This is a genomic window from Cupriavidus gilardii (assembly GCF_013347325.1).
GTDB classification, from domain to species: domain Bacteria; phylum Pseudomonadota; class Gammaproteobacteria; order Burkholderiales; family Burkholderiaceae; genus Cupriavidus; species Cupriavidus gilardii.
In genome coordinates, this window is record NZ_CP054624.1 from 765398 (window position 1) to 784128 (window position 18731).

Consider the following 18731-nt stretch of genomic DNA (forward strand, 5'->3'; position numbering starts at 1 on the left):
GCTTGTGAAATATAGTATGTGATATATCAAAAGATCCAATCCACAAAAAGCACGGGAGACAGCCATGAAGGTGTGTATCTACGGCGCCGGCGCCATCGGCGGCTACATCGGCGCGCAACTGGCCGGGGCGGGCGTCGATGTCAGCTTCGTCGCGCGCGGGCCGCATCTGGCGGCGATGCAGGCGAACGGCGTCAAGCTGCTGATCGACGGCGAGGAGCGGGTGCAGAAGGTGCGCTGCACGTCCGATCCGCGTGAACTGGGCCAGCAGGACTATGTGTTCATCACGCTGAAGGCGCATTCGGTGCCGGGCGTCGTCGACCTGATGCAGCCGCTGCTGGGGCCGGATACCGCGATCGTCACCGGTGTCAACGGCATTCCCTATTGGTATTTCTATCGGCACGGCGGCGAACTGGCCGGCACCACGCTGCAGAGCGTCGATCCGGGCGGCCGGCAATGGAGCGGCTTCGGCCCGGAGCGGGCGATCGGCTGCGTGCTGTATCCCGCCGCGGAGATCGCCGCGCCGGGCGTGATCCGCCACGTCTACGGCAAGAAGTTTCCGCTCGGCGAGCCTGACGGCTCGCGCTCGGAACGGGTGCTGCGGCTCAGCGAGGCGATGATCGCCGCCGACCTGGAGGCGCCGGTGCGCGAGGATATCCGCAACGAGATCTGGCTCAAGCTGTGGGGCAATCTGTGCTTCAACCCGATCAGCGCGCTGACCCATGCGACGCTGGACATCATCACCTCCGACCCAGGCACGCGCGCCTTGTCGCGCCAGATGATGCTGGAGGCCAAGTCGATTGCCGAGCGTTTCGGCGTCCATTTCCGCGTCGATGTCGAACGGCGGATCGACGGCGCGGGCGCCGTCGGCGCGCACAAGACGTCGATGCTGCAGGACCTGGAGGCGGGCAGGGCGATGGAAATCGACCCGCTGTTGACCGTGGTGCAGGAGATGGGCCGGCTGGTCGGCCAGCCGACGCCGATGATCGACGCCGTGCTGTCGCTGATCAAGCAGCGCGAGCGGATGGCGCAGGCGGCGTGAGCGCGGCGGGGCCCGCCATGGCGGCCACCATGGCGCTGGCCGTGGTGACCGCCATGCCGGTGACCATGGCCGGGGCGGCGCAACGGGTCGGTTGCGCCGCCGCCACGCCTTGACGATGCCGCCAGATCGAAGTGGCGGTGCACGCGTTCTGATATACCATATACAAAAATCGAAAGAGCGATCCCATGTCCGTGCAACCCGCGCAACGTCAAGCCGAGATGTCTTCCGCCACTGCCTCAGATGCGCCTCCCCCGGGCCTGGCGCTGTCCCTGCAGCCGATCAATGCCGGCGCGAGCCTGCGCGACCAGGCCTACGCGATGCTGCGGCAGGCAATCGCCGATGCCGACATCTACCAGTCGCGCGAAGAGATCCGGCTGGACGAGCGCGTTCTCAGCGAGGCGCTCGGCGTCAGCCGCACGCCGATCCGCGAGGCGATGACGCTGCTGGAGCAGGAAGGTTTCCTGCGCACGGTGCCGCGCCGCGGCATCTACATCATGCGCAAGACCAAGCGCGAGATCGTCGAGATGATCCAGATGTGGGCCGCGCTGGAAAGCATGGCCGCGCGACTGGCGACGCTGCATGCGACCGACGAGGAAATCTCGCGGCTGCGGCATATGTTCGACAACTTCCGCGATACCACGCCGGCCGAGCATATCGAGGAATATTCGGACGCCAATATCGCGTTCCATCAGGCGATCGTGCAGCTGTCGAAGTCGCAGATCATCATGGACACGATCAAGAACATCTTCATCCACGTCCGCGCGATCCGGAAGATGACGATTTCGCAGAGCGACCGCGCCGCGCGCTCGATCGTCGACCATCTGCGCATCATCGAGGCGCTGGAGCGGCGCGATACCGAGCTGGCGGAACGGCTGGTGCGCCAGCATTCGCTTGACCTGGCGGACTACGTCGAGAAGAACTGCGATTTTCTCGACTGACGGCTGTCCGCGGCATGCCCCACAAGCATCGAAGGCCGGCTCGCCGGCCTTTTTTCATGCTTCATGTCCCCGCCTTATGCCCGGGCCTTATGCCCGCGCCTGCGTCGCCCGCACGAATTCCGAGGCCGACTCCAGCAGCCACTCCCGCACCCGCGACATCGCGTCGCTGACCGGCTGCATCTCGGGATAGACGAGGTAATACCCGCCCGATGACGGCATCGCCAGCGGCACCGGCATCACCAATTCCCCTTCGTTCAGATAGCGCTCGACCAGGAAGCGCGGCACCAGCCCGATGCCGAGCTTGGCCCGCGCGGCGGCGATCACCATGCTGTGATGGTCGTAGCGCGTGCCGCGCATCGCATTGACATCCTCGACGCCAGCCAGGCGCATCCATTGTTCCCACTCGAATTGGCGCGTCGACAGATGCAGCAGCTCCGCCCCGGCGATATCGGCCGGACGGATGCGCTTGCGGCCGCCGAAGTAGTCGGGATGGCAGACCGGCACCGACTCTTCGGGAAACAGCGGATCGGCGCGCGCGCCCGGATAGTGCGGTTCGCCGAAGTGAATGGCGGCGTCGAAATCCGTGCCGTCGAACAGGAACACGTCGGAGCGCGCGGTCAGGTTCAGCACCACCTGCGGATGGCGTGCATAGAAGTCGGGCAGCCGCGGGATCAACCATTCGACCGCCAGCGTCGGCAGGCAGGCCAGCTCGACGATGCCGCCGCTGCCCTCGTGCGCCATGATGTCCAGCGTATCGCGCTGCAGCTTGCGCAGTGTCTCGCGGACCTGCCGGCTGTACAGCTTGCCGGCCGGCGTCAACGTCAGCCGCTGGTTGACCCGATGGAACAGCTGCACGCCGAGCTGGCTTTCCAGCGTGGCGATCTGCCGCGACACCGCGCTCTCGGTGACGTAGAGATCGGCCGCCGCGCGGCGCAGATTCAGATGGGCGGCGGCGGCCTCGAAGGCGCGAAGACTGGACAGGCTGGGGACGCGAAAAGCCATTGGCGCGATGGTTGTGACGTGTTTGGACGTGGTTGGGAGGTCGGTGCAGAAGTTGATGCGTTTTTCTCATCAGCCCCGGCAAATTTCTCGCTTGAGCGCGGTTCGGCGATGAGAAAGAATCGGCGCCGTAGCAAATACCAAAGCCAATACCAACACAGCAAGAGCCCCCGGAGGAGACCGCATGACACCGATCAATCCGTCCCGCATGCTGACCGCCATCGCGGCAGTCGCGCTGGCCGTGCCGACGAGCGCAGCCGTTGCGCAGGCGCAGGACTTTCCGAACAAGGCCGTCCGCATCGTCGTGCCGTACCCGCCGGGCGGGACGACCGATATGGTAACCCGGCTGATCGGCGATCAATTGTCCAAGGTCTGGGGCCAGCCGGTCATCGTCGACAACCGTCCCGGCGCCGGCGGCATCGTCGGCACCAGCCTGGCGGCCAAGGCGCCGGCCGACGGCTACACGCTGCTGATGGGCTCGGTCGGCGAGTTCGCCATCAATCCGACGCTGTACCGCAAGCTGGCCTACGACGTCGCCGACTTCGCGCCGGTGTCGCTGGTCGCCCGCGTGCCGAATGTGCTGGTGATGTCGCCGTCGTTCGCCGAGCGCTCGAAGGTGATGTCGCTGCCCGATTTCGTCGCCTACGTGAAGGCCCATCCGAAGAAGGTCAACATGGCGTCGGCCGGCAACGGTACCTCGACCCATCTGGCCGGCGAGCTGTTCCAGCGCATGACCCATACCGAGATGAGCCACGTGCCCTACAAGGGCAGCAGTCCGGCGATCTCCGACATGATGGCCGGCAATGTCGACGTGATGTTCGACAACCTGCCCGCCTCGCTCGAATTCATCCGCGCCGGCAAGCTGCGCCCGCTGGCCGTGACCTCGGCGCAGCGCTCGCCGGCGCTGCAGGACGTGCCCACGGTGGCCGCGGCCGGTCCGGTGCCGGGCTTCGACGCGACGCCGTGGTTCGGGCTGTTCGCGCCGAAGGGCGTGCCGCCGGCGGTGGCCGAAAAGATCGCCAAGGATCTGGCGGTCGCGCTGAACGACGCGAAGATCCTCGGCCGCATGCGCAATATCGGCGCCGAGCCCGCCTTCAACACGCCGGGCCAGTTCGCCGAGCTGGTCAAGCGCGACCGCGAGAAGTGGGGCGAGGTCGTGAAGCAATCCGGCGCGACCATCGACTGATCGCCATTCCCGCACGGCCTGCCGGCGACCTGAAGCGCAGGCCGGCCGTTTTTTTCACCCGTTTTGCTCTGCAAGATCTCCATGTCCGACCACATCCTCTCTCTGGTATCCGCCTGCGTGGGCGCGACCAAGGCCGCCAAGCTGCTGTCGCTGATCGAGACGCCCGCGGGCCTGCCCGCCGGTGCCGCCGGCCAGCCCAGCCGTGCCGAAATCGCTCACGCGCTGAACGTGGTGCTGTTCGACGGCATCCTGACCCGCGTGCCGACCGGGCGCGAGTACACCGAGGATGTCGCCGCGGCCGGCGGCAAGGTCAATTTCGACCATGGCGCGCTGCGCACGGTGGCGTGGCGGGCCAATGGCCAGCTGCCTCCGGGCGAGGCCGCCTTTACGCGTTTCCTGCGGCCGCTGGGTTACCGCCTGAACGGCACCTATCCGCTGGACCGCATCGGCATGACCGGCCGCTCCTACGCGCACGAGGACGCGCCGGACGGCATCGCGCAGTTCTTCGTCAGCGAGTTCCACCCCGAGCGCTTCAGCGCGGAGCTGCAGGCGGCGGTCACCCGCGTGGTTTCGACCTCGGTCGACCCGCTGCGTCCGGACACGGTCGCGCTGCTGTGGAAGCTGGACCGCGACCGCACGCTGCCTTTGGCCGAGGCCGTCCACGTGATCCGCAACCTCACCGCCTGCTTCGAGCGCCATCACGACACGCCGCGGCTCGAGGACTACCAGCGCATCCTGCAGGAATCGGCGGAGATGGCGTGGATCGCCACCGAGGGCAATGCCTTCAACCATGCGACCGACCGCGTCGAGGACGTGTTTGCGCTGAGCGACCAGCAGCGCGCGCTCGGCCGGCCGATCAAGGAGAAGGTCGAGGTCTCGGGCAGCGGCCGCGTCAAGCAGACCGCATTCCGTGCCGATCCGGTGATGCGCGAATTCGTCGGCGCCGCGGGCGAGATCGTGATGCGCGAGGTGCCGGGCTCGTTCTACGAGTTCATCACGCGCGACCGCTACGCCGATGGCGCGAGCCAAAGCAAGCTCGACCTGGGCTTCGATGCCTCCAACGCGCAGGGCATCTTCAAGATGACCGCGGCCACGGTCTGAGGCTGCGCAGATGTCGTCCAGCAAGGAGCTGATCGGGTATCTGTCGCAGGCCTATCCGGACCTCGACGTGCTGACCGATGCGACCGACCGCGCCGGCTACGAGACCGGCGCGCGCTACGGCGCCGGCACCGCCGCGGCGGTGGTGCGGCCGGCCACGCGCGAGCAGGTGCAGGCGGTGGTGGCCGCCGCACAGCGCTTCGGCGTGCGGCTGGTGCCCCAGGGGGCGAACACCGGCCTGGTCGGCGCGTCGACGCCCGATGCCGGCGGCGAGCAGATCGTGCTGAGCACCGTGCGTTTGAAGGGCGCCATCGAGGTCGACCCGCTGAACCAGTCGGTGACCGTCGGCGCCGGCGTGCTGCTCAGCGAGCTCAATACGCGGCTCGCGCAGGACGGCCTGTTCTTCCCGGTGGACCTCGGCGCCGACCCGACCATCGGCGGCATGATCGCCGCCAATACCGGCGGCGCGCGGCTGCTGAAGTACGGCGACGTCAGGCAGAACCTGCTGGGCGTCGAGGCCGTGCTGGCCGAGCCCGCCGGCGAACTGCTCGACCTGAACCGGGCGCTGCGCAAGAACAATGTCGGCTTCGACTTCAAGCAGCTGTTCGTCGGCACCGGCGGCGCCTTCGGCGTGGTCACCGCGGCGACGCTGCGGGTCTATCCGCTGCCGGCGCAGACCGCCACCGCGCTGCTGGTCCCCACCGGCGTGGCCGAGCTCGAGGCGCTGCTGCTGGCGTTGAACGCAGAGCTGGGCGATTTCCTGTCCTCGTGCGAGGGCATCTCGCGCGAAGCGGCGCAGGCTGTGGTGCGCCACCTGGACGATGTCGAGGACCCGTTCGCCGAGCTGGATGGGGCCGACTACGCGATGCTGGTCGAGCTGTCGTCGACGATGCCGAGCCGCGCCGGCGGGCTCGATCTCGAGGCGCTGCTGATGGACTTCCTGGAGCGCCACTACGGCACGCTGATCGGCAACGCGGTGGTCGGCAAGCCCGAGGCGCTCTGGCGCCTGCGCCATTCGATCACCGAGTCGATCCGCCACGAAGGCAAGATCATCGCGCTGGACCTGTCGGTGCCGCGCTCGCGTTTCCCCGCGTTCCGCGCCGAGGCGCGCGCATTGATCGCCGCGCGCTGGCCGTGGCTGCGGATCTACGACTTCGGCCACCTCGGCGACGGCGGCGTGCACCTGAACATGGTCTGGCCGCTGCAGGATGCGCCGGCCTTCGACGAGGCGGTGGCGGCCGAGGTCCGGGCCGAGCTGTACCGGCTGACCGTCGAGCGCTTCGACGGCAGCTTCAGCGCGGAACACGGCATCGGTCCGTACAACGAACGCTTCTATCGCGATTTCACCGCGGACGCCGTGCTCGACCACGTCGGCGCGATGCAGTCGCGGCTCGATCCGCGCCGCACGCTGAGCCGCCTGTGGCTCGGCAACGGCGAATGACGAGCCAGGTCGAATGACAAGCCAGGACACATCCATGTTCCCCTTTGCCTCGGCTTTCCAGCAGCCGGCCGGCTCGCCGATCCGCGAACTGTTCCAGTACCTGTCCCGCCCCGGCATGATTTCGTTCGCCGGCGGCTACCCGGCGGCCTCGACTTTCGATACCGCGGCGATCGGGCAATGCATGGCAGAGGCGCTGGCCGGCCATCCCGCCGAATGCCTGCAATACGGCGCTACCGAGGGCGTGCCGGCACTGCGCGAGGCGCTGAGCCGGCAGATGGGGCAGGCCGGTGCGCCGACGCCCGCCGAACGGATATTGGTGACCTCGGGCTCGCAGCAAGGCTTCGACTTCCTGGTCCGCGCCTTCGTCGAGCCCGGTGTGCCGGTGATCGTCGAGGCGCCGACCTATCCGGCGGCGATCCAGGCGCTGCGCCTCGCCGGTGCGCGGCTGGTGCCGGTGCCGGCCGATGCGGACGGGATCGATACGGACGCGCTGGAGCAATGCCTGCGCGACTGCGCGCCCGCCGAGCGGCCACGGCTGATCTATCTGGTGCCGACCTTCGCCAATCCGACCGGCGCGACCTTGTCGGTGCGGCGGCGCGAGGCGGTGCTGCGGCTGGCGGCGCAATACGAGCTGCTGGTGATCGAGGACGACCCCTACGGCTGTCTCGCGTTCGACGGCGCGCCGCCCGCCACGCTGCTGGCGATGGCCAATGGCGAACCCGCGCTGCGCGATCGCATCGTCTATCTGGGCAGCCTGTCGAAGACGGTGGCGCCGGGCCTGCGGATCGGCTGGATGGCCGCGCATCCCGACGTGGTGCGGCGCGCGGTGCTGGCCAAGCAGGCCTCGGACCTGTGCACGCCGCCATGGATCCAGCGCGCGATGGCGGCCTATCTGGACGCCGGCCATCTGCGCGGACAGGTCGCCCGCATCATCGAGGTCTACCGGGACAAGCGCGATGCCATGGTGTCGGCGCTCGAGCGCGAGCTCGGCGGCCGCATCGACTATATGCGGCCAGGTGGCGGCATGTTCGTCTGGGCCTCGCTGCCGGACGGCACCGACTCCGCCGAACTGCTGCGCGAAGCGATCGAGGAAAACGTGCTGTTCGTTCCTGGCAAGGCCTTCCACGCGGCAACGGGACAGCCGTCGCCCGCGCTGCGGCTGTCGTTCGCGATGCCGTCGGTGGCGGAGATCGGCGAGGGCGTCCGGCGCCTCGCGCGCGCATTGGGGAAGCGCTGATCGACCCGGGCGTCGGCATTCCCCGGTAAGATCGCGGGGCTTCGCGTGGGCCTGAGCGCCTGTCGTCCGTTTCCTTTCCGCCTTCCCGATCCCTTCGATGGAATATCTGACCATTGCCGTTGGTGCCGCCCTCGCCGGCTTCGTGCAGGGCCTGTCCGGGTTTGCCTTCGGCATGGTCGCGATGTCGCTGTGGGCGTGGACGCTGGAGCCGCACATGGCCGCGGCGCTGACGGTGTTCGGCTCGCTGACCGGACAGATCATCGCGGCGGTGCGCGTGCGGCGCGGCTTCGATGTCGCCGCGCTGCTGCCCTTCATCGCCGGCGGGCTGGCCGGCATTCCGCTCGGCATGCTGCTGCTGCCGTATCTCGACATGGCATCGTTCAAGACCGCGATCGGTGCCTTCCTGGTGCTGTGGTGCCCGGCCATGCTGATGGCGCGGCGGCTGCCGCCGCTGCGCTGGGGCGGCAGGAGCGGCGATGCCGGTGCCGGCTTGGTCGGCGGCGTGATGAGCGCGATCGGCGGCTTCAGCGGTACCGTGCCGACGCTGTGGTGCACGTTGCGCGGCTATCAGAAGGATCGGCAGCGCGCCATCATCCAGAACTTCAACCTGACCATCCTGATGGTGACGATGCTGGTCTACCTGATCGCGGGCAACGTCACCGCCGAGATGCTGCCGCGGTTTGCCGTGGTCGCGCCGGCGATGCTGATTCCGACGCTGATCGGCGCGCGCGTCTATCACCGTATCGACGAGGCGCGCTTCCGCGCGATCGTACTGACCTTGCTGACGGCGTCGGGCGTGATGATGCTGTCGTCGGGCCTGCCGACAGTGCTCGGCCGCATCGGCTAGCGGCCGCGACGATCCCGCGGTACGTCTCTCAGGCCGGCTCGCTGCCACGCACGCGCATCATGCCAACCGCATGTTCGCGCTGGTCCGTACGAGCCACGAGGGCCGGCGCCAGCACGGCATCAGCTTGCTGCCCGAGTATCTGAACAGCAGGGCGTACACGATCTTCGGCGGCGCTGCCGAGGTACAGCTGGGCATCATTGCCAGGAGCGTGGTGGGGCTGTAGTGCGCCGCCGCCGCTGCCATCCACAACGGCGGCGGTTCCGCACGAAGATCGCGCTATACGCCCAACGCCTTCGCCATCGTCTGCCCCAGCTCGGCCGGCGAGCGCGACACGTGGATGCCGGCCGCGCGCATTGCCTCGATCTTGGCATCGGCGGTACCGCTGCCGCCCGAGATGATGGCGCCGGCATGGCCCATGCGCCGGCCCGGCGGCGCGGTGGTGCCGGCGATGAAGCCGACCACCGGCTTGTCGCTGCCGGAATCGCGCAGGAACTGCGCGGCTTCCTCTTCGGCCGAGCCGCCGATTTCGCCGATCATGATGATGCCTTCGGTGTCGTCGTCCTCGAGGAACAGCTTCAGGCAATCGATGAAGTTGGTGCCGTTGACCGGATCGCCGCCGATGCCGATGCAGGTCGACTGTCCGAGCCCGGCCGCGCTGGTCTGCGCGACCGCTTCATAGGTCAGCGTGCCGGAGCGCGACACCACGCCGATCCTGCCGGGCCGATGGATATGGCCGGGCATGATGCCGATCTTGCATTGGCCCGGCGTGATCGCGCCCGGGCAATTGGGACCGACCAGCCGGGTGCGCGAGCCGGACAGCGCGCGCTTGACCCGCACCATGTCGAGCACCGGAATGCCCTCGGTGATGCAGACGACCAGCTCGAGGCCGGCGTCGACCGCTTCGAGGATCGCGTCGGCCGCGAACGGCGGCGGCACGTAGATCACGGAGGCCTGGGCGCCGGTGCGCTGGGCCGCCTCGGCGACGGTATCGAACACCGGCAGGCCGAGGTGGGTCTCGCCGCCCTTGCCGGGCGTCACGCCGCCGACCATCTGCGTGCCATACGCCAGCGCCTGTTCGGTGTGGAAGCTGCCCTGCGCGCCGGTCAGGCCCTGGCACAGCACCCTGGTGTGGTTGTCGATCAGCACGGCCATCTCAATGTCCTCCCCGCTTGGTGTTGCGCGTGGCCGCGACGACCTTGGTCGCCGCATCGGCGAGGTCGTCGGCCGACACGATCGGCAATCCGGAATCGCGCAGGATCGCCTTGCCCAGTTCGACGTTGGTGCCTTCGAGCCGCACCACCAGCGGCACGGTCAGATCGACCTCGCGCGCGGCCGCGACCACGCCCTCGGCGATCACGTCGCAGCGCATGATGCCGCCGAAGATATTGACCAGGATGCCTTCGACATTGCGGTCGGCCAGGATCAGCCGGAATGCCGTCGCCACGCGCTCGCGCGTCGCGCCGCCGCCGACATCGAGGAAATTGGCCGGCTTGCCGCCATGCAGCTGGATGATGTCCATCGTGGCCATCGCCAGGCCGGCGCCATTGACCATGCAGCCGATATTGCCGTCGAGCTTGACGTAGTTCAGCGCATGGCGCGCGGCCTCCGTCTCGGCCGGGTCCTCCTCGGCCTCGTCCCGCATCGCCTCGATATCGGGGTGGCGGAACAGCGCGTTGTCGTCGAAGTTGAACTTGGCGTCCAGCGCCATCACGTGGCCGCTGTGCGTGACGACCAGCGGATTGATCTCGACGATCGACGCGTCGAGCTCGGTGAAGGCGCGATAGGCCGCCAGGAACAGCCGCGTGGCCTCGCCGACCTGCTTGCCGCGCAGGCCGAGCCCGAAGGCCAGGCGCCGCGCGTGGAAGGGCTGGATGCCGGTGGCCGGATCGATCGCCAGCTTCAGGATCTTCTCCGGCGTGTGCGCGGCGACTTCCTCGATGTCCATGCCGCCTTCGGTCGATGCCATCAGCGTGATCCGCGATGTCGCGCGGTCGATCAGCATGCCGAAATAGAGTTCGCGCGCGATGTCGCAGCCTTCCTCGATATAGAGGCGCCGCACCTCCCGCCCCGCAGCGCCGGTCTGCTTCGTGACCAGCACCGCGCCGAGCATCTTGCCGGCTTCCTCGCGCACCGCCTCGAGCGAACGCGCCACGCGCACCCCGCCCTTGCCGCCGGGATCGTTCTGGAAGCGCCCGGCGCCGCGGCCCCCGGCATGGATCTGCGATTTGACGACCCACAGCGGGCCCCCGAGCGTGCGCGCCGCGTTGGCTGCCTCGTCCGGCGTGAACGCAACCGCGCCTCGCGGCACGGCGACGTCGTAGCGCCGCAGCAGCTCCTTGGCCTGATATTCGTGAATGTTCACTGTCTCCTCACTGGGTCTGGTACGTCGTTGTGGTGGCTGACAGGATGGGGCGGCATTGCGCCGAGTGCCTGCTTGCATATGGTATGTAATATATCAATGCACAACAAGGCGAATTATCTGCCGTGCGGTACACGGATGCCAACGGAACCGACATTGATGCGGACCGGCACTAAGCGACAGTGTTTATAGAAGTTGGGCGAATTTATCGGCAAGAAAAAGACTGTTTTGCTGCGTTGCGTCGTCGAAATTCGCCGCCTTTCCCACATTTTCTCCTTGCCGACCTTTGATATATCACATACGGTATGTCATCAAGATCGCCCGAAACGATCGATTCGCGTCGCAAGCCGGCAGCCCTGCCGAGAAGAAGGTGAAGCGGTGCGTGCCCACACAACGGGGCCGCCCGGAGTCCAACGAGGAGACCAACACATGTCTGCAGTCGTATCGCTGCGGCCGGAATCGACGACGGCCGATGACACCTTGAAGCAAAAGAGCCGGGATGCCGGCATCGTGTCGGGCGGCCATCTGGTCGCGCGGGCGCTGAAGAACGAAGGGGTCGACACCATCTTCACGCTGTGCGGCGGCCACATCATCGATATCTACGATGGCTGCGTCGACGAAGGGATCCGCATCATCGACGTGCGTCACGAACAGGTCGCGGCGCACGCGGCCGACGGCTATGCGCGCCAGACCGGCAAGCTCGGCTGCGTGGTGACGACGGCCGGCCCGGGCTCCACCAACGCGGTCACCGGCATCGCCACGGCCTTCCGCTCGGAAAGCCCGGTGCTGCATATCGGCGGGCAGGGCGCGCTGACGCAGCACAAGATGGGCTCTCTGCAGGACCTGCCGCACGTCGACATGATGGCGCCGATCACCAAGTTCGCCGCGACCATCCCGAGCACCGAGCGCGTTGCCGACATGATCTCGATGGCCGCGCGCGAATGCTTCAACGGCGCGCCAGGGCCCGCCTATCTGGAGATTCCGCGCGACGTGCTCGACCGCGAAGTCGACGTCGCGCGCGCCGTGGTACCGCGCCCCGGCCACTATCGCGCCTCGACCAGGTCGATCGGCGATCCGCGCGACATCGAGAAGCTCGCCGACATCCTGGTCAATGCCGAGCGTCCGGCCATCCTGTTCGGCCAGCAGGTCTGGACCGCGCGCGGCCACGAGGAAGCGATCGCGCTGCTGCGCGGCCTCGATATCCCGGGTTACTTCAATGGCGCCAGCCGCGGGCTGCTGCCGCCGGGCGATCCGCATCATTTCGACCGTACCCGCTCGCAGGCCTTCGCCAACGCCGACGTGCTGGTGATCGTCGGCACGCCGTTCGACTTCCGCATGGGCTACGGCAAGCGCATCAGCAAGGAGCTGACGCTGGTGCAGATCGACATGGATTACCGCACCGTCGGCAAGAACCGCGAGATCGACCTGGGCCTGGTCGGCGATCCGGGCGCGATCCTGGGCGCGGTGCTGCAGGCCGCCAGCGGCCGCATCAAGCAGGACAAGCGCCAGGCGCGCCAGAAGTGGATGGGCCAGCTGACCGAGGCCGAAGGCGTCGCCACCGAGAAGCTGATGCCGCTGTTCCTGTCGGAGAACACGCCGATCCATCCGTACCGCGTCGCCTACGAGCTGAACAATTTCCTCGGCGAGGACACGATCTATATCGGCGACGGCGGCGATGTGGTGACGATCTCCGCGCAGGCGGTGCGGCCGCGCAAGCCCGGCCAGTGGATGGACCCGGGCGCGCTGGGCTCGCTCGGCGTCGGCACCGGCTTTGCGATCGCGGCGGGCCTGGCCAATCCGGGCAAGGAGGTGCTGTGCTACTACGGCGACGGCTCCTTCGGCATGACGGCCTTCGACATGGAGACCGCCAACCGCTTCGGCGTGCCGTATCTGGCCGTGATCGGCAACAACTCGGCGATGAACCAGATCCGCTACGGGCAGCTGGCCAAGTACGGCGAGTCGCGCGGCAACGTCGGCAACCTGCTGTCGGACGTGCCGTTCAGCCAGTTCGCGCAGATGCTGGGCGGCTATGGCGAGGAGGTGCGTGACCCGGCCCAGATCGCCGGCGCGCTGCAGCGCGGACGCGAGTCGATCGCGCGCACCGGCAAGTCCGCGGTGATCAATATCTGGGTCGATCCGCGCGAATACGCCCCGGGTACCAAGAACCAGACCATGTACAAGTAGCCGGCCGCCGGCCCCCGGGCCGACAGCGCGATCGCGGCGAGCGACACCGGATGCGCGGGTTTGCACAAGGCCCACGCATCCGGCGGGCGGCGCACGCCCTTGCAAGCCCTCGCGCGCGGGCCGTGCCGACCCGCTGCCGTGCAACCCACGATCCCACCATAGAGGCGAGGAGACGACGCCATGAGCAAGGCATTGGAAGGAGTACGCATCCTGGACATGACGCACGTGCAGGCGGGGCCGTCGGCCACGCAGCTGATGGCATGGCTGGGGGCGGATGTGATCAAGGTCGAGCTGCCCGGCCGGGGCGACATCACGCGCAGCCAGCTGCGCGATGTGCCGAACGCCGACAGCCTCTATTTCACGATGCTGAACTCCAACAAGCGCAGCCTGACGCTGAACATGAAGACGCCGGAGGGCAAGGCGCTGCTGGAGGACCTGGTCGAGCGCTGCGACGTGCTGGTCGAGAACTTCGGCCCCGGCGTGCTCGACCGCGCGGGCTTCGACTGGGACCGGCTGCGCGCGCTCAATCCGCGGCTGATCTACGCGTCGATCAAGGGCTTCGGCCCCGGGCCGTACGCCGACTGCAAGGCCTACGAGAACGTCGCGCAATGCATGGGCGGCTCCGCCTCGACCACTGGCTTCGAGGAAGGGCCGCCGACGGTGACCGGCGCGCAGATCGGCGATTCGGGTACCGGCGTGCATTGCGTGATCGGCATCCTGGCCGCGCTGCTGCAACGCGAGCAGACCGGCAAGGGCCAGCGCGTCGAGGTCGCGATGCAGGATGCGGTGCTGAACCTGTGCCGCGTCAAGCTGCGCGACCAGCAGCGCCTGGCGGCCGGCGCGCTGCGCGAATACCCGAACAAGGAGTTCGGCGATTACGTCCCGCGCGCCGGCAATGCCTCGGGCGGCGGACAGCCGGGCGCGGCGCTGCGCTGCGCGCCGGGCGGGGCCAACGACTATGTCTACGTGATCGTGCAACCGCAGGGGTGGGAACCGCTGATGCGGCTGTGCGGACGCGAGGACCTGATCGCGCATCCGCAGTTCGCCACGCCGGAAGCGCGCCTCAAATGCCTGCCCGAATGCTTCTCGATCATCGAGAAGTGGACGCGCACGCGCACCAAGTTCGAGGTCATGCAGGCGCTCAACGAGGTCGACGTGCCGTGCGGCCCGATCCTGTCGATGAAGGACCTGATCGAGGACCGCTCGCTGTACGAGCGCGGCTATCTGGTAGAGGTCGATCATCCGCAGCGCGGCCGCTACGTGCAGCTGGGCTGCCCGATCAACCTGTCGGAATCGCCGGTCCAGGTCGAACGCTCGCCGCTGCTGGGCGAGCACACCACCGAGATCCTCGAATGGCTGGGCCGCACGCCCGCGCAGATCGAGGCGCTGCGCGCGGCCGGCGCGGTTTGACGCCGCCTTGCCCCGGGGCGGCCCGGCGCCGCCCTTCGTTCGCAAACTCCGCTGCAACCATGACCCGATGGAGGTCTGACATGGCGTATGACAAGGACGCGGTGCGCAATATTCTCGCCACCGCCAAGGAACAGGGACGCACCGCGCTGACCGCGCCCGAAGGCAAGCTGGTCTGCGATGCCTATGGCATTGCGGTGCCGGGCGAAGGGCTGGCGACGTCGCCGGCCGAAGCCGTTGAACTGGCCGGCCGCATCGGCTTTCCGGTGGTGATGAAGATCGTGTCGCCCGACATCCTGCACAAGACCGAGGCCGGCGGCGTGCTGGTCGGCCTGGAGGACGCGCAGAAGGTCGAGCAGGGCTATCAGACCATCCTGGACAACGCGAAGCGCTACAACGCCAAGGCGGAGATCGTCGGCGTGCAGGTGCAGAAGATGATCGGCGGCGGCCAGGAGGTCATCATCGGCGCGGTCACCGATCCGTCGTTCGGCAAGCTGGTGGCCTTCGGCCTCGGCGGCGTGCTGGTCGAGGTGCTCAAGGACATCACGTTCCGCATGGCGCCCGCGAGCGAGCAGGACGCGCTCGGCATGCTCGACGGCATTGCGGCCGCGCAGGTGCTCAAGGGCGTGCGCGGCGCCGAGCCGGTCGACCGCGCGGCGCTCGCCAGCATGATCCAGCGCGTGTCGCAGCTGGTGACCGACTTCCCCGAGATCGCCGAGCTGGACCTGAACCCGGTGTTCGCGAGCCCGAGCGGCGCGATCGCGGCCGACGTGCGCATCGTGCTGGACCACGCGCCGCAGCCGCAGCGCTATCGCCCGACGCAGGAACAGATCGTCGCGCAGATGAACCGCATCATGCGGCCCGACACCGTGGCGGTGATCGGTGCGTCGTCCGAGGACGGCAAGATCGGCAACTCGGTGATGAAGAACCTGATCAACGGCGGCTACCAGGGCAAGATCTATCCGATCCACCCGAAGGCCGAAGAGATCATGGGCATGACCGCTTACAAGAGCGTGCTCGACGTGCCCGGCGAGATCGACGTGGCGGTGTTCGCGATCCCCGCCAAGCTGGTGGCGCAGGCGCTGGAGGAGGTCGGCAGGAAGGGCATTCCCGGCGCCGTGCTGATTCCGTCCGGCTTTGCCGAGACCGGCAATGTCGAGGGACAGGAGGAGATCGTCGCGATCGCCCGCAAGCACAACATCCGGCTGATGGGGCCGAACATCTACGGCTTCTACTACACGCCGAAGAATCTGTGCGCGACGTTTTGCACGCCTTATGACGTCAAGGGCAAGGCCGCGCTGTCGTCTCAGTCGGGCGGCATCGGCATGGCCATCATCGGCTTCTCGCGGTCGGCCAGGATGGGCGTATCGGCCATCGTTGGCCTGGGCAACAAGTCCGACATCGACGAAGACGATCTGCTGACGTTCTTCGAGCAGGACGACGAGACCGAGATCATCGCGCAGCATTGCGAGGACCTGAAGGATGGCCGCGCGTTCGCGGAGGCGGCGCGCCGCGTGTCGAAGGTCAAGCCGGTGGTGGTGCTCAAGGCCGGCCGCACCAGCCTGGGGGCGCGCGCCGCCAGCTCGCACACCGGCGCGCTGGCCGGCGACGACCGCATCTACGAGGACGTCTTCAAGCAATGCGGCGTGATCCGCGCCCGCTCGCTGCGCGACCTGCTCGAGTTCGCGCGCGGCATTCCGAAGCTGCCGACGCCGAAGGGCGAGAACGTGGTGATCATCACCGGCGCCGGCGGCTCGGGCGTGCTGCTGTCCGATGCCTGCGTCGACAACGGGCTGTCGCTGATGACGATGCCGGAGGACCTGGACGCGGCCTTCCGCAAGTTCATCCCGCCGTTCGGCGCGGCCGGCAATCCGGTCGACATCACCGGTGGCGAGCCGCCGAGCACCTATCGCAACACGATCAAGCTGGGGCTGGAGGATCCGCGCATCCACGCGATCATCCTGGGCTACTGGCACACGATCATCACGCCGCCGATGGTGTTCGCCAAGCTGGTGGTCGAGGTCAAGGAGGAGATGGCGGCCAGGGGCATCGAGAAGCCGATCGTCGCCTCGCTGGCCGGCGACGTGCAGGTCGAGGAAGCCGCCGAATACCTGTATCAGCATGGCGTGCCGGCCTACGCGTACTCGACCGAGATCCCGGTCGCGGTGCTCGGCGCGAAGTACAAGTGGGCGCGCGGCGCGGGCAAGATCTGACTCTGCGGCGAAGGGGAGATCGGCGGCGTTGGGAGGCGCCGCTTGCCCTCTCCCCCGGCCCCTCTCCCGCATTGGCGGGAGAGGGGAGAGCGTCAGGCGAGCGCCGACGGCATTTCCCAATCCCCTCGGTTTTCTCCCCTCTCTCGCGCGGGAGAGGGGCGGGGGAGAGGGTAGCGCCCCGACACCGCCCATGAAAAAACCACCCGCCACAGGAGACCCCCATGCAAACCTGGATTCGCTTCGACGCCGGCGATGGCCGGCCACGGATGGGCCGGCTCGATGGCGAGCGGGTGTTCGAATACGACGGCCCCGGCTACGCATCGCCGAATCCCACCGGCGTGTCGTTCCCGCGCAACGAGGTGAGCCTGCTCGCGCCATGCGAGCCGTCCAAGATCGTCGCGCTGTGGAACAACTTCCGCGCGCTGGCGCAGAAACTGGGCAAGCCCGAGCCCGCGCATCCGCTGTTCCTGATCAAGCCGGCGACCTCGTTGGCCGGTCCGGGCGACACCATCGCGCGGCCGGTCGGCTATGCCGGCAAGATCGTGTTCGAGGGCGAGCTCGGCATCGTGATCGGACGCGTGTGCCGCGATGTGCCGGCCGCCGATGCCGCCTCGCATATCTTCGGCTATACGGTCGTCAACGATGTCACCGCGGCGGACCTGATCGCCGAGGATCCGAATTTCGCGCAATGGTGCCGCGCCAAGGGCTTCGATACCTTCGGCTGCCTGGGCCCGGCCATCGTCACGGGCTTCGACTGGCGCGACGCCAGCGTGGTCACGCGGCTCGACGGCGCCGAGCGCCAGCGCTATCCGCTGTCGGACATGATCTTCACGCCCGAGCAGATCGTCAGCCGTCTGTCGCGCGACATGACGTTGATGCCGGGCGACGTGATCGCCTGCGGTACCTCGCTCGGCGTGGGCTCGATGAAGGCCGGCGCGGTCGTCGAAGTGCGCATCGACGGCATCGGTGCGCTGATCAATCCGGTCGGCGGCTAGCCCGCGCGGCAACGCGCCGCTGGCTGTTTCCGATGGTCGCGCCGGTCGCGATGGAGGCCTGCCATGACGGATCCCGAAGAACTGGCTTATCTGCTCGCCTGCGCGTCGATGGTGGCCGGCCTGGCCGGCTACCGTCACGCCGGGGCCGCCGCGCTGCATGCAGGTTGCCTCGGCGGCATCGTGCTGGCCATCTCGGCCGCCTGGTTGTCCGGCGGCAATGGCCCGATGGTGGTGGTGGCGGGATTGGCGCTGGCCACGGTCGCGGCAGCGGCGATTGCGATCGGCGCGCGAGCTGGCGTGCGCGGCGCGCGGTCTTCCGAAGCGAAGTAGTTCGACGAAGTCGATCGATCGAAGTCGTTCGTCGAAGTCGTTCGATACAAGCACGTCGTCCCCGCGCAGGCGGGGACCCGTGGCATTCATTCAACGACGCTCGGTCCCTGCGTGCGCGGGAACGAGGCGGTAGTTCGAGAAGCGGCGATTCAGCTGACGCGCCGGCCCATCGCCTCCAGATACCCGTTCTTCTTCTCGAGGATCAGCTGACTCAGAAACGGCGCCTCATAGGCCGTCAGCAGATGCGCGTGATAGGTCTCGATATAGTGCGCGATCTGGGTGCGCTCGCAATCGACCACGCCGCACAGCCAGCGATACATCGCCTCGTCCCAATGGAAGGGCAGTTCCAGTTCGACAAAGGCCGAGTTGTAGGCGGCAAGTTGCGCCTGTACCGGAATCTGGGGGTCCGCGGCCGCGGTAGTGACGTCGTTCTGCCGTTCGATCTGCGCTTGTTCCAT

The 18731-nt window shown here is 67.8% G+C and carries 17 protein-coding genes; 13 read left to right on the forward strand and 4 right to left on the reverse strand.

The window, feature by feature from the left end:
* Positions 1-64 precede the first annotated feature (64 nt).
* Both FOB47_RS03590 and FOB47_RS03595 read left to right on the forward strand, forming a co-directional pair.
* Positions 65-1039: a 2-dehydropantoate 2-reductase gene (locus FOB47_RS03590; protein WP_174779975.1), complete on the forward strand. Its 975-nt coding sequence runs from the start codon at positions 65-67 to the stop codon at positions 1037-1039.
* A gap of 218 nt (positions 1040-1257) precedes the next feature.
* A complete protein-coding gene (locus FOB47_RS03595; RefSeq protein ID WP_053824674.1) occupies positions 1258-1977 on the forward strand; it encodes a GntR family transcriptional regulator in 720 nt (239 codons plus the stop codon).
* 87 nt (positions 1978-2064) lie between these two features.
* Here FOB47_RS03595 and FOB47_RS03600 read toward each other — a convergent pair whose 3' ends face one another.
* Positions 2065-2979, reverse strand: a complete 915-nt coding sequence (locus FOB47_RS03600) for a LysR substrate-binding domain-containing protein (protein ID WP_174779976.1) — start codon at positions 2977-2979, stop codon at positions 2065-2067.
* 181 nt (positions 2980-3160) lie between these two features.
* On the opposite strand from FOB47_RS03600, the gene FOB47_RS03605 reads away from it, so the two are divergent.
* The 6 genes from FOB47_RS03605 (at position 3161) to FOB47_RS03630 (ending at position 9008) form a co-directional block, all read left to right on the forward strand.
* Positions 3161-4162 carry a Bug family tripartite tricarboxylate transporter substrate binding protein gene (locus tag FOB47_RS03605; protein ID WP_053824172.1) on the forward strand — a complete coding sequence of 334 codons (1002 nt, stop codon included), beginning with the start codon at positions 3161-3163 and terminating at the stop codon, positions 4160-4162.
* Between the two features lie 81 nt (positions 4163-4243).
* The gene (locus FOB47_RS03610; RefSeq protein WP_174779977.1) at positions 4244-5263 is read left to right on the forward strand and encodes a DUF1338 domain-containing protein; all 1020 of its coding nucleotides are present in this window, start codon (positions 4244-4246) and stop codon (positions 5261-5263) included.
* A gap of 10 nt (positions 5264-5273) precedes the next feature.
* Positions 5274-6701 (forward strand): FAD-binding oxidoreductase, encoded by a 1428-nt coding sequence (locus FOB47_RS03615; protein WP_174779978.1) that lies wholly within the window; start codon positions 5274-5276, stop codon positions 6699-6701.
* Positions 6702-6735: 34 nt separating this feature from the next.
* The gene (locus tag FOB47_RS03620) at positions 6736-7938 is read left to right on the forward strand and encodes an aminotransferase-like domain-containing protein (protein ID WP_390884802.1); all 1203 of its coding nucleotides are present in this window, start codon (positions 6736-6738) and stop codon (positions 7936-7938) included.
* Between the two features lie 97 nt (positions 7939-8035).
* Complete coding sequence (locus tag FOB47_RS03625) at positions 8036-8785, forward strand: sulfite exporter TauE/SafE family protein (protein WP_174779980.1); 750 nt, start codon at positions 8036-8038, stop codon at positions 8783-8785.
* Between the two features lie 70 nt (positions 8786-8855).
* On the forward strand, positions 8856-9008 hold the full coding sequence (locus FOB47_RS03630; RefSeq protein WP_158507294.1) for a hypothetical protein: 153 nt from the start codon (positions 8856-8858) through the stop codon (positions 9006-9008).
* A 53-nt stretch (positions 9009-9061) separates the two neighbouring features.
* Here FOB47_RS03630 and sucD read toward each other — a convergent pair whose 3' ends face one another.
* Entirely contained in the window at positions 9062-9937 is an 876-nt protein-coding gene (gene sucD / locus FOB47_RS03635) for a succinate--CoA ligase subunit alpha (RefSeq protein ID WP_174779981.1), read from the reverse strand.
* Position 9938: 1 nt separating this feature from the next.
* Positions 9939-11147, reverse strand: coding sequence for an ADP-forming succinate--CoA ligase subunit beta (gene sucC, locus FOB47_RS03640; protein ID WP_053824167.1), 1209 nt, complete (start codon positions 11145-11147; stop codon positions 9939-9941).
* Between the two features lie 426 nt (positions 11148-11573).
* Between sucC and FOB47_RS03645 the strand changes: the two genes are divergently transcribed.
* From FOB47_RS03645 to FOB47_RS03665, 5 genes are all read left to right on the forward strand, one after another.
* On the forward strand, positions 11574-13328 hold the full coding sequence (locus FOB47_RS03645) for a thiamine pyrophosphate-binding protein (RefSeq protein WP_174779982.1): 1755 nt from the start codon (positions 11574-11576) through the stop codon (positions 13326-13328).
* A gap of 180 nt (positions 13329-13508) precedes the next feature.
* Positions 13509-14738 (forward strand): formyl-CoA transferase, encoded by a 1230-nt coding sequence (frc, locus tag FOB47_RS03650; protein WP_174779983.1) that lies wholly within the window; start codon positions 13509-13511, stop codon positions 14736-14738.
* Between the two features lie 80 nt (positions 14739-14818).
* Positions 14819-16948 carry an acetate--CoA ligase family protein gene (locus FOB47_RS03655; RefSeq protein WP_151021914.1) on the forward strand — a complete coding sequence of 710 codons (2130 nt, stop codon included), beginning with the start codon at positions 14819-14821 and terminating at the stop codon, positions 16946-16948.
* 221 nt (positions 16949-17169) lie between these two features.
* The gene (locus FOB47_RS03660) at positions 17170-17943 is read left to right on the forward strand and encodes a fumarylacetoacetate hydrolase family protein (protein ID WP_053824165.1); all 774 of its coding nucleotides are present in this window, start codon (positions 17170-17172) and stop codon (positions 17941-17943) included.
* 63 nt (positions 17944-18006) lie between these two features.
* The gene (locus FOB47_RS03665; RefSeq protein ID WP_053824164.1) at positions 18007-18273 is read left to right on the forward strand and encodes a hypothetical protein; all 267 of its coding nucleotides are present in this window, start codon (positions 18007-18009) and stop codon (positions 18271-18273) included.
* Between the two features lie 149 nt (positions 18274-18422).
* On the opposite strand, the gene FOB47_RS03670 is transcribed toward FOB47_RS03665, so the two are convergent.
* Positions 18423-18731 (reverse strand): hypothetical protein, encoded by a 309-nt coding sequence (locus tag FOB47_RS03670; protein WP_053824163.1) that lies wholly within the window; start codon positions 18729-18731, stop codon positions 18423-18425.

What these genes read in the sequence shown, in the direction of transcription:
- FOB47_RS03660 (WP_053824165.1), top strand. Translation starts at nt 17,170, where the DNA reads ATGCAAACCTGGATTCGCTTCGACGCCGGCGATGGCCGGCCACGGATG.
- FOB47_RS03605 (WP_053824172.1), top strand. Translation starts at nt 3,161, where the DNA reads ATGACACCGATCAATCCGTCCCGCATGCTGACCGCCATCGCGGCAGTC.
- FOB47_RS03590 (WP_174779975.1), top strand. Translation starts at nt 65, where the DNA reads ATGAAGGTGTGTATCTACGGCGCCGGCGCCATCGGCGGCTACATCGGC.
- FOB47_RS03595 (WP_053824674.1), top strand. Translation starts at nt 1,258, where the DNA reads ATGTCTTCCGCCACTGCCTCAGATGCGCCTCCCCCGGGCCTGGCGCTG.
- FOB47_RS03620 (WP_390884802.1), top strand. Translation starts at nt 6,736, where the DNA reads ATGTTCCCCTTTGCCTCGGCTTTCCAGCAGCCGGCCGGCTCGCCGATC.
- FOB47_RS03625 (WP_174779980.1), top strand. Translation starts at nt 8,036, where the DNA reads ATGGAATATCTGACCATTGCCGTTGGTGCCGCCCTCGCCGGCTTCGTG.
- FOB47_RS03610 (WP_174779977.1), top strand. Translation starts at nt 4,244, where the DNA reads ATGTCCGACCACATCCTCTCTCTGGTATCCGCCTGCGTGGGCGCGACC.
- FOB47_RS03670 (WP_053824163.1), bottom strand. Translation starts at nt 18,731, where the DNA reads ATGGAACAAGCGCAGATCGAACGGCAGAACGACGTCACTACCGCGGCC.
- FOB47_RS03645 (WP_174779982.1), top strand. Translation starts at nt 11,574, where the DNA reads ATGTCTGCAGTCGTATCGCTGCGGCCGGAATCGACGACGGCCGATGAC.
- FOB47_RS03615 (WP_174779978.1), top strand. Translation starts at nt 5,274, where the DNA reads ATGTCGTCCAGCAAGGAGCTGATCGGGTATCTGTCGCAGGCCTATCCG.
- FOB47_RS03655 (WP_151021914.1), top strand. Translation starts at nt 14,819, where the DNA reads ATGGCGTATGACAAGGACGCGGTGCGCAATATTCTCGCCACCGCCAAG.
- frc (WP_174779983.1), top strand. Translation starts at nt 13,509, where the DNA reads ATGAGCAAGGCATTGGAAGGAGTACGCATCCTGGACATGACGCACGTG.
- FOB47_RS03630 (WP_158507294.1), top strand. Translation starts at nt 8,856, where the DNA reads ATGTTCGCGCTGGTCCGTACGAGCCACGAGGGCCGGCGCCAGCACGGC.
- sucD (WP_174779981.1), bottom strand. Translation starts at nt 9,937, where the DNA reads ATGGCCGTGCTGATCGACAACCACACCAGGGTGCTGTGCCAGGGCCTG.
- FOB47_RS03665 (WP_053824164.1), top strand. Translation starts at nt 18,007, where the DNA reads ATGACGGATCCCGAAGAACTGGCTTATCTGCTCGCCTGCGCGTCGATG.
- FOB47_RS03600 (WP_174779976.1), bottom strand. Translation starts at nt 2,979, where the DNA reads ATGGCTTTTCGCGTCCCCAGCCTGTCCAGTCTTCGCGCCTTCGAGGCC.